General features: G+C 63.0%; 20 protein-coding genes. 14 read left to right on the top strand and 6 right to left on the bottom strand.

Annotated elements, in window-relative coordinates; genetic code table 11:
- Nucleotides 1-151 precede the first annotated feature (151 nt).
- Together NKH37_RS04940 and NKH37_RS04935 are read left to right on the top strand one after the other, a co-directional pair.
- Nucleotides 152-1,447: a GGDEF domain-containing protein gene (locus NKH37_RS04940; protein ID WP_353040828.1), complete on the top strand. Its 1,296-nt coding sequence runs from the start codon at nucleotides 152-154 to the stop codon at nucleotides 1,445-1,447.
- A complete protein-coding gene (locus NKH37_RS04935; RefSeq protein ID WP_353004065.1) occupies nucleotides 1,420-2,640 on the top strand; it encodes a GGDEF domain-containing protein in 1,221 nt (406 codons plus the stop codon). Before NKH37_RS04940 ends, NKH37_RS04935 begins: the two co-directional genes overlap by 28 nt.
- On the opposite strand, the gene NKH37_RS04930 is transcribed toward NKH37_RS04935, so the two are convergent.
- Complete coding sequence (locus NKH37_RS04930) at nucleotides 2,624-2,983, bottom strand: hypothetical protein (protein WP_353004062.1); 360 nt, start codon at nucleotides 2,981-2,983, stop codon at nucleotides 2,624-2,626. The two genes, NKH37_RS04935 and NKH37_RS04930, sit on opposite strands and share 17 nt — an antisense overlap.
- A 252-nt stretch (nucleotides 2,984-3,235) precedes the next feature.
- Here NKH37_RS04930 and NKH37_RS04925 point away from each other — a divergent pair, with 252 nt between their 5' ends.
- The 7 genes from NKH37_RS04925 (at nucleotide 3,236) to NKH37_RS04895 (ending at nucleotide 8,935) form a co-directional block, all read left to right on the top strand.
- Nucleotides 3,236-3,607: a hypothetical protein gene (locus NKH37_RS04925; RefSeq protein ID WP_353004059.1), complete on the top strand. Its 372-nt coding sequence runs from the start codon at nucleotides 3,236-3,238 to the stop codon at nucleotides 3,605-3,607.
- A gap of 242 nt (nucleotides 3,608-3,849) precedes the next feature.
- A complete protein-coding gene (gene sdhC, locus NKH37_RS04920; protein ID WP_023722703.1) occupies nucleotides 3,850-4,275 on the top strand; it encodes a succinate dehydrogenase, cytochrome b556 subunit in 426 nt (141 codons plus the stop codon).
- A complete protein-coding gene (sdhD, locus tag NKH37_RS04915) occupies nucleotides 4,272-4,667 on the top strand; it encodes a succinate dehydrogenase, hydrophobic membrane anchor protein (RefSeq protein WP_352845345.1) in 396 nt (131 codons plus the stop codon). Before sdhC ends, sdhD begins: the two co-directional genes overlap by 4 nt.
- Before the next feature lie 3 nt (nucleotides 4,668-4,670).
- Nucleotides 4,671-6,509, top strand: coding sequence for a succinate dehydrogenase flavoprotein subunit (gene sdhA / locus NKH37_RS04910; protein WP_353004057.1), 1,839 nt, complete (start codon nucleotides 4,671-4,673; stop codon nucleotides 6,507-6,509).
- Nucleotides 6,509-7,270 carry a suppressor of fused domain protein gene (locus NKH37_RS04905; protein WP_353004056.1) on the top strand — a complete coding sequence of 254 codons (762 nt, stop codon included), beginning with the start codon at nucleotides 6,509-6,511 and terminating at the stop codon, nucleotides 7,268-7,270. Before sdhA ends, NKH37_RS04905 begins: the two co-directional genes overlap by 1 nt.
- A 9-nt stretch (nucleotides 7,271-7,279) precedes the next feature.
- The gene (locus NKH37_RS04900; protein WP_023722699.1) at nucleotides 7,280-8,059 is read left to right on the top strand and encodes a succinate dehydrogenase iron-sulfur subunit; all 780 of its coding nucleotides are present in this window, start codon (nucleotides 7,280-7,282) and stop codon (nucleotides 8,057-8,059) included.
- 237 nt (nucleotides 8,060-8,296) lie between these two features.
- Nucleotides 8,297-8,935, top strand: coding sequence for a YceH family protein (locus NKH37_RS04895; protein WP_353004053.1), 639 nt, complete (start codon nucleotides 8,297-8,299; stop codon nucleotides 8,933-8,935).
- Nucleotides 8,936-8,944: 9 nt separating this feature from the next.
- On the opposite strand, the gene NKH37_RS04890 is transcribed toward NKH37_RS04895, so the two are convergent.
- From NKH37_RS04890 to NKH37_RS04875, 4 genes are all read right to left on the bottom strand, one after another.
- Nucleotides 8,945-9,490 (bottom strand): hypothetical protein, encoded by a 546-nt coding sequence (locus NKH37_RS04890; RefSeq protein ID WP_353004050.1) that lies wholly within the window; start codon nucleotides 9,488-9,490, stop codon nucleotides 8,945-8,947.
- On the bottom strand, nucleotides 9,484-9,837 hold the full coding sequence (locus NKH37_RS04885; protein ID WP_353040826.1) for a hypothetical protein: 354 nt from the start codon (nucleotides 9,835-9,837) through the stop codon (nucleotides 9,484-9,486). Before NKH37_RS04885 ends, NKH37_RS04890 begins: the two co-directional genes overlap by 7 nt.
- Nucleotides 9,834-9,986: a hypothetical protein gene (locus NKH37_RS04880; protein WP_352494070.1), complete on the bottom strand. Its 153-nt coding sequence runs from the start codon at nucleotides 9,984-9,986 to the stop codon at nucleotides 9,834-9,836. Before NKH37_RS04880 ends, NKH37_RS04885 begins: the two co-directional genes overlap by 4 nt.
- 99 nt (nucleotides 9,987-10,085) lie before the next feature.
- The gene (locus NKH37_RS04875; RefSeq protein WP_353004047.1) at nucleotides 10,086-10,466 is read right to left on the bottom strand and encodes a hypothetical protein; all 381 of its coding nucleotides are present in this window, start codon (nucleotides 10,464-10,466) and stop codon (nucleotides 10,086-10,088) included.
- Between the two features lie 16 nt (nucleotides 10,467-10,482).
- Here NKH37_RS04875 and NKH37_RS04870 point away from each other — a divergent pair, with 16 nt between their 5' ends.
- Both NKH37_RS04870 and NKH37_RS04865 read left to right on the top strand, forming a co-directional pair.
- Complete coding sequence (locus NKH37_RS04870) at nucleotides 10,483-10,605, top strand: hypothetical protein (RefSeq protein WP_353004044.1); 123 nt, start codon at nucleotides 10,483-10,485, stop codon at nucleotides 10,603-10,605.
- Between the two features lie 24 nt (nucleotides 10,606-10,629).
- Nucleotides 10,630-11,124 (top strand): helix-turn-helix transcriptional regulator, encoded by a 495-nt coding sequence (locus NKH37_RS04865; protein WP_353004042.1) that lies wholly within the window; start codon nucleotides 10,630-10,632, stop codon nucleotides 11,122-11,124.
- A 312-nt stretch (nucleotides 11,125-11,436) separates the two neighbouring features.
- Here NKH37_RS04865 and NKH37_RS04860 read toward each other — a convergent pair whose 3' ends face one another.
- On the bottom strand, nucleotides 11,437-11,862 hold the full coding sequence (locus tag NKH37_RS04860) for an OsmC family protein (protein ID WP_352643715.1): 426 nt from the start codon (nucleotides 11,860-11,862) through the stop codon (nucleotides 11,437-11,439).
- Nucleotides 11,863-11,974: 112 nt separating this feature from the next.
- Here NKH37_RS04860 and NKH37_RS04855 point away from each other — a divergent pair, with 112 nt between their 5' ends.
- The 3 genes from NKH37_RS04855 to NKH37_RS04845 all read left to right on the top strand — a co-directional run bounded on the left by NKH37_RS04855 (nucleotide 11,975) and on the right by NKH37_RS04845 (nucleotide 13,340).
- Nucleotides 11,975-12,337: a hypothetical protein gene (locus NKH37_RS04855; protein ID WP_352845337.1), complete on the top strand. Its 363-nt coding sequence runs from the start codon at nucleotides 11,975-11,977 to the stop codon at nucleotides 12,335-12,337.
- 2 nt (nucleotides 12,338-12,339) lie between these two features.
- Nucleotides 12,340-12,696 (top strand): YciI family protein, encoded by a 357-nt coding sequence (locus NKH37_RS04850; RefSeq protein WP_353004040.1) that lies wholly within the window; start codon nucleotides 12,340-12,342, stop codon nucleotides 12,694-12,696.
- A gap of 116 nt (nucleotides 12,697-12,812) precedes the next feature.
- Nucleotides 12,813-13,340: a hypothetical protein gene (locus NKH37_RS04845; RefSeq protein WP_023722688.1), complete on the top strand. Its 528-nt coding sequence runs from the start codon at nucleotides 12,813-12,815 to the stop codon at nucleotides 13,338-13,340.
- Nucleotides 13,341-13,392: the final 52 nt, after the last annotated feature.

Below are 13,392 nucleotides of genomic sequence, written 5' to 3'. Positions count from 1 at the left end.
CCTGGTTGCCGTCGTGAAACGCCGCCCGCCGTTTCCGGTTCCGTCCAGCGGCTTTGTCGACGCATCCGTCGTATATTCGCCTTCGCTTAACCGCTTGTTTGGGCTTCCGCTCTAAGGTCTCCTGAGGGGAAGCGAGGGGAAGTTATAGCGCTTGGACACCGGCCTGCTCATAGCGCTGCTTAATCCAGGCATCGCCCTCACACTCGGCGCGGCATTTGTCGTGCTGTGGTTCTATCAGCGCCACCGTCCATATCTGATCGTGCTGGCGGCGGGCTACTCGGCCTCGGCCGCAGGCTTCCTGCTCCAGTATTTCACGCTGCCGGTCGGAATGGCGCCGACCAAGCTCATGTCCATCCTATGCTTCACCTTCGCGACCTGCTGTCTCGCCGGCGCGGTCATCGCGCGCTACGGGCGGCGCGTGCCGTATCCAGCGATCGGCATTCTGGCGGCCGGCGGCCTTGCCGCGGTCTCATGGTTTCTCTTTGCCCGGCCGGATATCACCTGGCGGATCCTTGCCATCAATTTCAGCTTCGGCGGCATCAGCCTGGTTGTCGCCGCCGAGCTGCGCGTGGTGCGCAACAACGGCCCGACGGAAATGATCCTGTTCGTGCTGTCGCTGCTTTCCGGCCTGAACTTCCTGGTGCGGACCCTTGCCGTCGTCATCGCGCATGGTCCATTTGCCAGCTATGAAGGGCTTTACTCCTCGTCCTATTGGACGACGGCACTGCTGTCGCATGCGCTGCTGTCGCTGCTTATCGCGCTTTGCCTGTTCGGCGCCGCCGCGCTCGATGTGATGAAGGCCCTGAAGACCGAAACCCTGACGGACCCGCTGTCGGGCCTGCTCAACCGCCGTGGCTTCGAGGAGCGCGCCATGCTTGTCCTGCAGCACTGTGCCACGGCGCGATTGCCGGTTGCGCTGGTGTTGGCCGATCTCGATCATTTCAAGGCGCTCAATGCTCAGCATGGCCACGCGGCCGGGGATCGCGTCATCGCCGACTTCGCCGCCAAGCTTCTATCGGCTGCAGGCACGCGCGGCGTTGCCGGCCGCATCGGCGGCGAGGAGTTCGCCGTGCTCTTGCCGCTCAGTGACCTTGGCGCGGCAAGACTGTTTGCCGAAGCCATTCGCACGCTCTATTCGGCGGGCAGAATCGACGGGCTTCCGCCCGACACAAGAGTGACCGCGAGCTTCGGCGTGGCCGCCCGTACGGGCGACGAAGGGCTGGACCCGCTGATGCGCCGTGCCGACGAAGCGCTCTACAAAGCCAAGAGAAATGGCCGCGACAGCGTGTGCCTGTCCTATCAGCGGCCTGAAACGGTGTTCTTTCCCGATCGGACCAGTGAGCGTCAGCGGCGGCCTCGAATTAACGTCTTTTTCGCGCCTCGGTGGTTTGCTGTTCGGCGGGGAGTGCCAAAAACGCAATGGGCAGCGCCAATTTCATCCTGGTGATCAACCTGTTCGTTGCCGGGCTGCTGGCGGCGGCCTTCATGACGATCGCCGTCTATGACGCAGGACGGGTGTCGGGGCGCTGGCTTGCGTTCGGCTATGTACTGGGCATGGCCTATTTCGCCATCGAATTCAGCATCCCTGCCTTCGACAATGCACGACCGCTGGTTGTTGCAGCCTTTGCCGCTTTCCTTGGCGCTACCGTCGCCTTCAATGGCGGGCTTGCCCATAAATACGGCGTTTCGCGCTCTTGGCCGCCGATGCTCTTCTTCCTGGTCTTCGCCACCGTGGCGGTCTACGTCGTACAGGACCTGCAACGTCAATCCTTTGTGCGCATGGCGGCCTACCAGTTTCCCTATGCGGCCATGCAATTCACCGGGCTGACGATCGTCTTGTCGTCCAAGCAAAGACGCGAGCGGCTCGACTATATGCTGATGGCTGTCCTGGCAGCCAGCACCTTGCAGTTCGCCAGCAAACCCTTCATCGCCCATACGCTTGGCGGCTGGGGCGCCAACCCGCAATCTTATGCGCAGACCAGCTACGCGTTGGTGTCGCAGTCTATCGGCACCGTGTTCGGCCTGGCGCTTGCGCTGGTGACGTTGGCTATCCTGGTCCGCGACGTGCTCGCCGAGGCGACGTCGAAATCGGAAACCGATACGCTTTCACGGCTGCTCAACCGTGGCGGCTTCGAGCGCCATGCCGAGATCGCACTGCGCGACGCCATGCGGCGGGCTGTCTCGGCGGCACTGGTCATTGCCGATCTCGACCATTTCAAGCGCATCAACGATACGTACGGCCACGCGTCCGGCGATCGGGTCATCGAGACCTTTGCCGGTTTTCTCCGCGATGCCGCGGCCGACCATCATGTCGCCGGCCGGATCGGCGGCGAGGAATTCGCTATTTTCCTGCCGGGGACCAACCTCGCCGCCGCCCGGCTCTTCGCCGAGGGCACGCGTACCGCCTTCGGTGCCACGCCCATCGACTGCCTGCCGGCGGATCATCGCTGCAGCGCCAGTTTCGGCGTTGCCGAGCTTGGTTCGGGCGAAAGCTTTTCCGACCTGCTGCGGCGCGCCGACAAAGCGCTCTATCAGGCGAAGGGCAGCGGCCGCGATTGTGTGCGTGTCTCGGTGGGGTCGGCTGTTGCCCAGCCGGCAGCGGTGGCAAAAGGCGACGTGGCCGTCAGCGGCAGGGGCTGAGCTCCGGCATTTCGCCGTCGGAGAGGCCGTACATATAGCTGCGGCCCTTGACGAAAACCGGCGGCCTGTAGCAGTCGCCGTCGCGGACATCGTCCGATTCGTTTTCGTAGATCACGTCGGGCTGGCCGGCGCTGGTGTAGTCGGACAATTCCTTGGCCAGCTTGCCCTCGCCAACGAGGATACGCTTGTAGCCGGCGGCGCTGTCGATGACGAGATTGCCGAAGGAATCGGCATAGACGCGGTCATGATGGCGCGTTCCGGCGAATGCCGGTGCGACGACGCCGACGGCGAGCGCCGCCAATAGGAACCAGGGAAGGCGCGATCCTGCTGAATTCGAATGCATGGCGAGCTGCTCCATTGCTGAGAGGCAAGCCTCCTCGAATCAGAAATTAACCTTTTATTAACCTTTGTTAAGAGGGCAACCGCCGCTGCCGCGAGGTCTCGGAAAACATGGTTAATATTCGAACGGCCACCCGGCCATCATTCGGCCATGCTTGTTCCCACCATCGCCGGCATCGAGCGCGACTTAAAAAGCATGAAATCCGGCGGCTTGCCGGGGCATCGCGGCCGGTTTCGAGGCGCGGGGAAGCAGCATATGAGATTACGCCGCACGTTTCGGATAGCGCTGGCCGTCTCCTCGCTGCTGGCTGCCGCCGCCTGCACGCCGCAGACCAGTGCGCCCAAGCTCGGGAATACAGTGGCCGCTTCTGTCGCGATCGCTCCAACCGAATCGACACCGCAGCCGCGCACGGCGACCTACAAATGCGCCGACGGGAGCATGATGACCATCGAGAATCTCGGCACGTCGGTGCGTGTGCTCAGCCCGGACGGCACCAGCGCCGAGCTGCCGGCCTCACCGGCCAATCAGACCAGCCGTTACGGCGAGGCGCATGACGCAATCGTGATCGACGGGCGTGACGCGCTGGTGATGAAGGGCGCTGCCTCACCGCTGGCCTGTAAACGCTGATCGACCCGGTGCGGCAGCCATATTTTGCAGTGCAGCGACATTGTGCCGGCTCAAGGCCACAGCCCTAATCGATTGAAGCTGAAACCTTCGCTTTCATCAGACTAAATTACGTTTTCAAAACGGTTTTCCGGCTTTGACGCGGTGCAAAAAGAGCATTAGAAACCGGCTGTCCGAAGTCGCAACCGGAAGCGGCAATGCCGCATTTCCACCTGAGGCTCCAGAGACGCCGAACTGGGGGAGCCATGAGCAAATCACCAGCCACCCGCGAATTTACCAGACGTGAACGGCCGCTTTCGCCGCACCTGACCGTCTATCGGCCGCCGATCACCATGACCATGTCGATCGTCCACCGCATCACCGGCGGGGCGCTCTATTTCGGCACGCTTCTCGTCGCGCTGTGGCTGATGGCGGCGGCGAGCTCGGAGGCGACCTTCAATGCCGTCAACTGGGCCTTCGGCTCGTGGCTGGGAAGGCTGGTGCTGTTCGGCTACAGCTGGGCGCTGATGCACCACATGCTGGGCGGCGTGCGCCATCTTATCTGGGACACTGGGGCAGGGCTGGAAAAGCATACGGCCTCGAGGATCGCCTGGGCGACGCTGGCCGGCTCGGTCACGCTGACGCTGCTGATCTGGATCGCCGGCTACATGGCGCGGGGGAGCCTGACATGACAGGCAAAAACACCGATATGCGCACGCCGCTGGCCAAGGTCCGCGGCCTGGGTTCGGCCCGCGAGGGCACCGGTCATTTCTGGCGCCAGCGGCTGACGGCGATCTCTAACATCCCGCTGGTCCTGTTCTTCGTCGGCTTCCTGATCGCACTCAACGGCGCCAGCTATCTCGAGGTGCGCGCCGCACTTGCCAATCCGTTCGTGGCACTGGTGCTGGCGCTGGTGCTGTTGTCGGTGCTCTACCACATGCGGCTCGGCATGCAGGCGATCATCGAAGACTATGTGCATGGCGAGGGCACCAGGTTGGCGCTGCTCGCGCTCAACACATTCTTTCCCGTAGTCGTCGGCGTCGCTTCGGTCTTCGCCCTGCTTAAACTGGCATTTGGAGGCTGATTTTTGGCCAAGGACGCGAAGAACGCCAATACGGCTTCCGCCTATAGCTATGTCGACCACAAATTCGACGTCGTGGTCGTCGGCGCCGGCGGTGCTGGCCTGCGTGCCACGCTCGGCATGGCCGAGCAGGGCCTGCGCACCGCCTGCATCACCAAGGTTTTCCCGACGCGCTCGCACACGGTCGCCGCTCAGGGCGGCATCGCCGCCTCGCTCGCCAATATGGGCCCCGACAACTGGCAGTGGCATCTCTTCGACACGGTCAAGGGCTCGGATTGGCTGGGTGATACCGACGCGCAGGAATACATGGTGCGCGAGGCGCCGGCGGCGGTCTATGAACTCGAGCATTACGGCGTTCCCTTCAGCCGCACCGAGGACGGGAAAATCTACCAGCGGCCGTTCGGCGGCATGATGATGAATTTCGGCGAAGGGCCGCCGGTGCAGCGCACCTGCGCTGCCGCCGACCGCACCGGCCACGCCATGCTGCATACGCTGTACGGTCAGTCGCTGAAGCACAATGCGCAGTTCTTCATCGAGTATTTCGCGCTCGACCTGATCATGGAGCCGGACGGCACCTGCACCGGCGTCGTCACCTGGAACCTCGACGACGGCACCATCCACCGTTTTTCGGCCAAGATGGTGGTGCTGGCGACCGGCGGCTATGGCCGCGCCTATTTCTCGGCCACCTCGGCGCATACCTGCACCGGCGATGGCGGCGGCATGGCCGCACGCGCCGGCCTGGCGCTGCAGGACATGGAGTTCGTGCAGTTCCACCCGACCGGCATCTACGGCGCCGGCTGCCTGATTACCGAGGGCGCGCGCGGCGAGGGCGGCTATCTCGTCAATTCCGAGGGCGAGCGCTTCATGGAACGCTACGCGCCGTCAGCCAAGGATCTGGCTTCGCGTGACGTGGTCTCGCGCTGCATGACGCTGGAGATCCGCGAAGGCCGTGGCGTCGGCCCGAAGAAGGACCATATTTTTCTCCACCTCGACCATCTCGATCCGGCCGTTTTGCACGAAAGGCTCCCGGGTATTTCAGAGTCGGCAAAGATTTTTGCCGGCGTCGACCTGACCAAGGAACCGATCCCGGTGCTGCCGACCGTCCATTACAATATGGGCGGCGTGCCGACCAATTACTGGGGCGAGGTGCTCAACCCGACCGCTCTGAACCCGGACCAGGTGTTGCCCGGGCTGATGGCCGTCGGCGAGGCCGGCTGCGCCTCGGTGCACGGCGCCAACCGGCTGGGTTCGAATTCGCTGATCGACCTGGTGGTGTTCGGCCGTGCGGCGGCGATCCGGGCCGGCAAGGTGATCGACCGCAACGTCGCGATCCCGTCGCCCAACGAAGCCTCGGTCGAAAAGATCATGGACCGCTTCGACCGGCTGCGCCACGCCAACGGTTCGACGCCGACAGCGGTTTTGCGCGAAAAGATGCAGAAGGCGATGCAGGAGGACGCGGCGGTGTTCCGCACCCAGGAATCGTTGGAAAGCGGCTGCAGGCGCATTTCGCAGATCTGGGGTGAACTCGGCGACGTCAAGGTGTTCGACCGCTCGATGATCTGGAACTCCGACCTGGTCGAGACGCTGGAGCTGGAAAACCTGATGGCCAACGCCATCACCACCGTCTACGGCGCCGAAGCGCGCAAGGAAAGCCGCGGGGCGCACGCGCGGGAGGACTTTTCGGCGCGCGACGACGCGAACTGGCGCAAGCATACGCTGGCCCGGCTCAACGAGGCCGGCGAGGTGGCGCTCACCTACCGGCCCGTGCACACCGAGACGCTGCTCAAGGAAGCAGACGGCGGCATCAATCCGGCCAAGATCGCGCCGAAGGCCAGGGTGTATTGATGGGCGAGCAGTTGCCCAGCGGTGCTCGCATTTATAGGCACAAGGCCGATGATGCCGGCGATTGGCACGCGCCTCTTTACGCTGGTCGGTACATTGAAGAGATCGAGCCCTTTCTGGGAGGTTTCCTGGGTCAGCAAGCCGGGGTATTCCACGAGATATTGTCGGACAAGATTCATCTCGATATTTTGATTTTTCCTCCGAACGACAATCGCAACAACTGGACCTTCGTTACCAGCGGCATGAGCGATCTGCCGATGAATGTTCCCGAGGGCCTTCAACCGCGATCTGACTTCGAGTTCGCCGAACTGTTCATCGTGCTGCCAGCCGATTGGTTTAAAGCATCCGAAGATGGGATGGTTCCGGAAGATCAACTGAAGGAGGGAGCGAAGTATTGGCCGATTCGCCTTCTCAAGTTCCTGGCTCGTCTGCCGCATGAGTATGGCTCATGGGTTTGGGCGTCGCATACATTCGTGTCGGCAGAGTCGCGGGAACCGTACCATTCCAGCACCAGGCTTTGCGCATCTTTGCTAGTTGACGCGAACATCTGCTGGATTTCCGGATCGAACACCCTTCCGACAAAGGACGGCAACAAGATCAACTTCTTTTGCATCCTGCCGCTCTACGCGGACGAACTTATGATTGCTCTGAACAAGGGAGTGGAGTCGCTTGCCCCGCTTCTTGATCGCGCCGGTGTGAACGAGGTCATTGCGCCAAATCGTCCTAGCGTCGTTCCGCGCAAGAGATTTCTCGGGCTTTTCTAGAGGTCCCCAATGGTCGAACTCACGCTTCCGAAAAACTCGAAGATCATGGCCGGAAAAACCTGGCCGAAGCCGGAGGGCGCGACCAATCTGCGAGAATACCGCATCTATCGCTGGTCGCCGGACGATGACGAGAACCCGCGCATGGACACGTATTTCGTCGACATGGACGATTGCGGGCCGATGGTGCTCGACGCGCTGCTCTGGATCAAGAACAAGATCGACCCGACGCTGACGCTGCGCCGTTCCTGCCGCGAAGGCATTTGCGGCTCCTGCGCCATGAACATCGACGGGTCGAACACGCTGGCCTGCACCAAGGGCTGCGACGACATTTCCGGCGCGATCAAGGTCTACCCGCTGCCGCACATGCAAGTGGTCAAGGACCTTGTGCCCGACCTCACCAATTTCTACGCCCAGCACGCCTCGATCGAGCCGTGGTTGAAGACGGTGTCGCCCGAGCCGGCCAAGGAATGGCTGCAGAGCCATGAGGACCGCGAAAAGCTCGACGGGCTCTACGAGTGCATATTGTGCGCCTGCTGCTCGACCTCCTGCCCGAGCTACTGGTGGAACGGCGAGCGCTATCTCGGCCCGGCGACGCTGCTGCAGGCCTATCGCTGGCTGATCGATTCCAGGGACGAGGCGACGGGCGAGCGGCTCGACAATCTCGAAGACCCGTTCCGGCTCTATCGCTGCCACACGATCATGAACTGCGCCCAGACCTGCCCCAAGGGGCTCAACCCGGCCAAGGCGATCGCCGAGATCAAGAAGATGATGGTGGAGCGACGGGTATAGGGGGGATCGGCTTTGCCGATCGTGTTGTCCGTAGCGATCCTCGCGCCCCCCTCTGTCTTGCCGGACATCTCCCCCGCAAGGGGGGAGATTGGCCGTCATCTTGGCTTTCGCTAATCTCCACCATTGCAAGAATGGACGCACAGCGTTGAAGCTGCCGATCTCCCCCCTTGCGGGGGAGATGTCCGGCAGGACAGAGGGGGGTGCTGTTCCTCCGGCCTCAGAAGGATAGCCGCTCCAATGACCGATTCCGACCTTCCCATCCTCTCCCCCATCGAGGCGCGTGTGCTCGGCTGCCTGATCGAGAAGAAGGAGCTGACGCCCGACGTCTATCCGCTGACGCTCAATGCGGCACATGCGGCGGCCAACCAGAAGACGGCGCGCGAGCCGGTGATGTCGGTCGAGCTTGCCGAGGTCAGACGGGCGCTTGGCCAGCTTGAGCAGAAGGGCCTCGTCAGGCAGGTGTTCGCGTCGCGCGTCGAGCGCTATGAGCATGTCGTGGCACAGCGCTTTTCCCTGACCTCGGCGCAGATCGCGCTGCTCGGCCTGTTGTTGCTGCGCGGCCCGCAGACCGCCTATGAATTGCTGGCGCGAAGCGAGCGCCTGGCGCGGTTGCCGTCGATCGAGGAGCTTCGCGGCAATCTCGACCTGCTGATCGGCCGCAGGCCGCCGCTGGTGCAGCAGATTGACCGCGGCCCGGGCCAGCGCGAGGACCGTTATGTCCAACTGCTCAGCGGGCCGGTGCAGCTGTCGGCTGCCGCGGCGCCCCAGCAATTGCCCTTGCCGGCCTCGGATCTGGAAATGCGCGTGCAGGCCCTCGAGCAGGAGGTCGCGGCATTGCGCGCCCGCCTCGACGCGCTGGCCGGCGAGGGGCACTGAATCGCGACCTCACCTCCTGCTGTAGACGCCGCTCGCCTCGCCCCCCGGATCGACCAGCCGCAACTGCCGGCCATTCAGCTGCCAACTCAGCGAGACCGGCTTCAGGTCGCCGGCGCCGAACTTCCAGGTGCCGGTCAGATCGGGCCGGCAGCCATTGACGGATTTGTAGGTTCCGGCCTTAGGCGTGAAGACCAGCGTCGAGCCGTGCACGGTCGTCGTGCCCGTCTTCAGCGTCAGCGACTGGATCTGGCCGCAGCCGTCGACCAGCGAGGATTCGAACAGCGCATATTGCGTGCGCCCGTTGGCGCTGAAGGTGAAGGAGATGCTGCCGCCGCTGCCCGGCGCACAATGGCCGAGCGTCGTGCAATAATCGCCGCTGGCGACTGCAAAGCCCCATTTGCCGACAAGTGCTGGTGGTATCGAGCCCTGGCGCGAACGGGCTGTCCGCCCCTTGCCTTGGCCGGCGGCATCGACCGGGCCGACGGCCAGGCAACCGGTCAGGCCCGCCAGTGTGACAAAAACCGCCAGGCGCGCGGGTGAGGAGCCGGTCAGCATTCCTTGTTCGCGATAAGCTTGTGCAGATGGGCAAGCCGCGTGGCTATGACATTGTTGACGATCGCCATCTTGCCGGGGGGTGCCATGCTGCCATATTTCTTCGGCGAAGGCCCATGGTTCCTGGCCTCCTCGTAGCCGGCGGTCTGTTGCCGCAACTCGGCACAGGACATGCCGGCATATTTCGCCTGCTCCTGCGGGCTGATGACACCCGATTGCGCCATGCCGATGGAGTTTGCCGCCGCCATGCCGCCGAGGCAGACAGCCGCGGAAATCGGATTGAGGCCGACGCAGCCGGAAAGGCCAAGGCACAGCATCGGCGCCGCCAAAAAAGCATATCGCAGGCTCATGGCTGACGCTCCCTGATGCGCGGCGGCAGCTTCAGGTCGCGATGATCGGTGGCGGTTTTTCCGAGCGCAAGCGACAGGAGATAGACGCGCGGATTGAAGCCCGCCGAGGCGAGCGCCGACAGCGTCCTGAGCAGTTGCAGGTGATACATCGAACCCCCTTGTGGTGGTCATTGCCGATGGATTTCCGGTTTTGGAAACGGGCTGCAAACTACGTCCGATGAGAACAAGCCGGCTTGGACGAGACGGCCCTAAAAACGGCCTAAACGGCCCTGTATTGACGTTTTAGGGGGCTCGGCGCATATCAGCGCGCTCTCGGGCTGGGGATGCCGATGAATGCGACGACCTCGTTCAGGCTGATGACGGACGCGTTTCCGGAGCAGGATCGCGTCGAGGTGATGCGCGAGGTCTACGGCCGCACGGTCCTCAAGGTCGAGCTCGATCCACTCGCACCGACGCGTGTCGACATGAAAGTGCGTGCGCTGCCCGGCCTCGGCATTGCCACCGGCACTTCCTCGGAATTCCGGGCGCATCACTCGATGCCGCTGATCGACAGCGACGACCTCATCCTGTTGGCGGCGCTCGATGGCGCGAGCGTCATGAAGCATCGCGGCCGCGAGGACGATCGGCAACGGCCGGGCGCTGATGATGAGCGGCGAAGAGGTCGGCCTCAACCTCATCCAGCCGGGCGGCATGCGCTTCGTCAATATGAGCTTCTCGCTGAGGCAGCTTTCGCCGCTGATCGGCGATCCGGCTTCGGTGCTTATGTAGCCGTTGCCGACCACGAGCGGGGCGATGCGGCTGCTGCTCGACTATGTCCAGTCGATCCAGGATGCAGACGATGCGCTGACGCCGGAAACCTGGCAGTTGGCCGCGACTCACATTTTCGACCTTGCCGCGCTTGCCATGGGGGCGACCAGGGATGCGGCCGAAATCGCGCGTGGCCGCGGCGTGCGGGTGGCGCGATTGCGCGCCATCAAGGCCGATATCCTCGCCCATGGCGGGCACGGCGAGCTGTCGGCGGAAGACATCGCCGCCCGCCACCATCTCTGCGCCCGCTATGTGCGAAAGCTGTTCGAGAGCGAAGGCACGTCGCTGTCGGACTTCATGCTACGCCAGCGGCTAGTGCGCGCGCATCGCATGCTGGGCGATCCTTCTCATGCCGACCGCAGCATCACGGCAATCGCCTTCGATGCCGGCTTCAACGACCTTTCCTATTTCAACCGGGCGTTCCGCCGGCGCTATGACGCGACGCCGTCGGACGTGCGCGCTGCGGCCTTAAAGAACTGACATTGGGTTACGCCCGGGCATGATGGGAGCCCATGAGGCCCCCGACTCTCAAGACTGGGTTCCTCGCCCACCGCGAAGCGGGGGAGAGGTGGCCGCGAAGCGGCCGGAGAGGGGGCCTTCATAGAGCGCGGTTCCCCTCTCCGTCTCGGCTTCGCCGAGACACCTCTCCCCACTGTCGTGGGGCGAGCAACCCAAGCTGGAATAAAGCCGCGATCTTCCCTCTATCCTGCCAGCCCCCCGCAAGGGAGATCGGATGGCCGCTATGCTGTCGCCAATCATCGACCGGCTGTTCGATGCAGGTTTGCTTACGGCTCACCCGAGCCTGGCGTCGAGCGATACTTTGATGGCGCCGAGCGCTTTCGAGACTGGGCATTCGGCCTTGGCCTTTTCGGCCAGTTCCTTGAACTTGGCGGCATCGATGCCCGGCACCTTGCCGACCAGCGTGATCGCGCTGCCGGTGATGCCGGTGCCGGGGACCAGCGTTACCACGGCCTTGGCGTCGAGCTCGGCAGCCGGAGTGCCGTTCTCGGCGAGGAAATGCGAAAGCTGCATGGCGTAGCAGCCGGCATGGGCGGCGGCGATCAGCTCTTCCGGGTTGGTGCCGGATTTGCCGCTCTCGTCCTCGAAACGCATCTTGGCAGAATAGGGCGTACCTTTCAGCGTCCCGCTCTGGGTTTCGAGCGTGCCTTTGCCTTCCTTGAAACTGCCTTTCCAAACGGCGTTGGCGGTGCGGTCCATCAATTCCTCCTTGATTGTCGTGATTGAGCCCGTGATCGGCATCCAGTCGACTATAGCGCGCGCTGGAGCGAAGGCCACCCGCGCTTTCGTATCGGCGGCAGCGTGACACATCATGGTCAAGCAAAAAATCGCTCGGGAAAAAAATCGCGAAAAAAATATGCGTGCAAAAATGTCGACTTCCATCTGTCCCGGCCGTCCTGCGGGCGGCCATGGAATTGGTGGCTGGATGGAGGATCACATGAACAATCTGTTTTCTGCTCACTGGACAAACACCAGCCACAGGGCCGGTGAACAACAAGCCGACTGGTCGCGCCTGCCGCCTTCCGGCTTCGGCCGGCTGCTTGCGGCGATTGCCATTATCGGGATTGCGGTGTCCTTTCTGGATTATGCAGCGGGGCTCGATCATACAGCGGGCAAAGGCCCGGCCGAGATTTCCTTAGCCTCGGCTGCCGCTTCAACCCAGGAATGGAGGTAAAGATGAAATACGTTTGCCTGGTCTACGGCGAAGAAAACGATCTCTACGCAATGACGCCTGCGAGGCTGGCCAAGCTCGACGCCGATTCGCTGGCCTATGACAGGTCGGTGGCGCAAAGCGGCCGGCTGATCATCGCGCAGGCGCTGCAATCGGTGCAGACGTCGAAGACCGTGCGCCGGCGCAAAGGCAAGCGGCTGGTCACGGACGGCCCCTTCGCCGAGACCAAGGAGCAGTTGCTCGGTTTCGTCATGATCGAGGCCGGGGACCTCGACGAGGCGCTGGAGATCGCCGGCGGCATTCCGCTGGCAGAAATCGGCACGATCGAGGTGCGGGCGATCTACAATGTGCCGGGGTCGTAGAGATGTCGGCGGCCGGCGACTGGCGCAGGCTTTCATTTCTTCAATTGACGCAACTTTTGCGTGTTGAAGCGAAACGACACTTCTCTTATCGTCGCCTGAGATTGGGGATCTTGGGCATGCATATATTGATTGCTGCAATCGGCCTGCTGGGGGCAGCGGCGTTCTGGTGGTACCGGCTGAAGACCATGAACGACGCGGCGCGTGAGGTTGCCGACGTCGTTGGCCGCGTCCAGGGCAATGTCCGCCGCAAGAAACTGCGCAAGCAGGCGGCGCTCTCGCCGTTGACGGCGATCGACGATCCGGTCGTGGCGGCGGCGACGCTGATCACCGCCATTGTTTCCGAGCATGGTCCGGTGCTGCCGCAACGCGAAGCTGCCATTCGATCGGTGATCTCGGAGATTGCCGACAAAAAGCAGACCGATGAAGCGGTGATCTACGCCAAATGGGCGGCCTCGCAAATCGACGATGCCACGGTCGTCATCGACAAGCTGGCACCGTTTCTGCGCGAACGCCTCGACGCGGCTGAAAGGAACGATCTGCTACAGATGGTCAGCCGTGTCACGGAAGTCGGCGGGCAAAGCCAGCAGATTTCCGACCAGCGCATGCTCCGGCTGCGCCAGAAGCTCGGTTTCGAGGTCAATTAGGGTGTGCTGATATTCAGGTGATGCCGGCCTGCAAAGGGTGGCTTCCTGCGCT

It is taken from the genome of Mesorhizobium sp. M1217, assembly GCF_040318275.1.
In the GTDB taxonomy this organism is placed as follows: domain Bacteria; phylum Pseudomonadota; class Alphaproteobacteria; order Rhizobiales; family Rhizobiaceae; genus Mesorhizobium.
The sequence above is the reverse complement of the archived record's forward strand: the minus strand, read 5'-3'. Positions and strand labels throughout refer to the sequence as shown.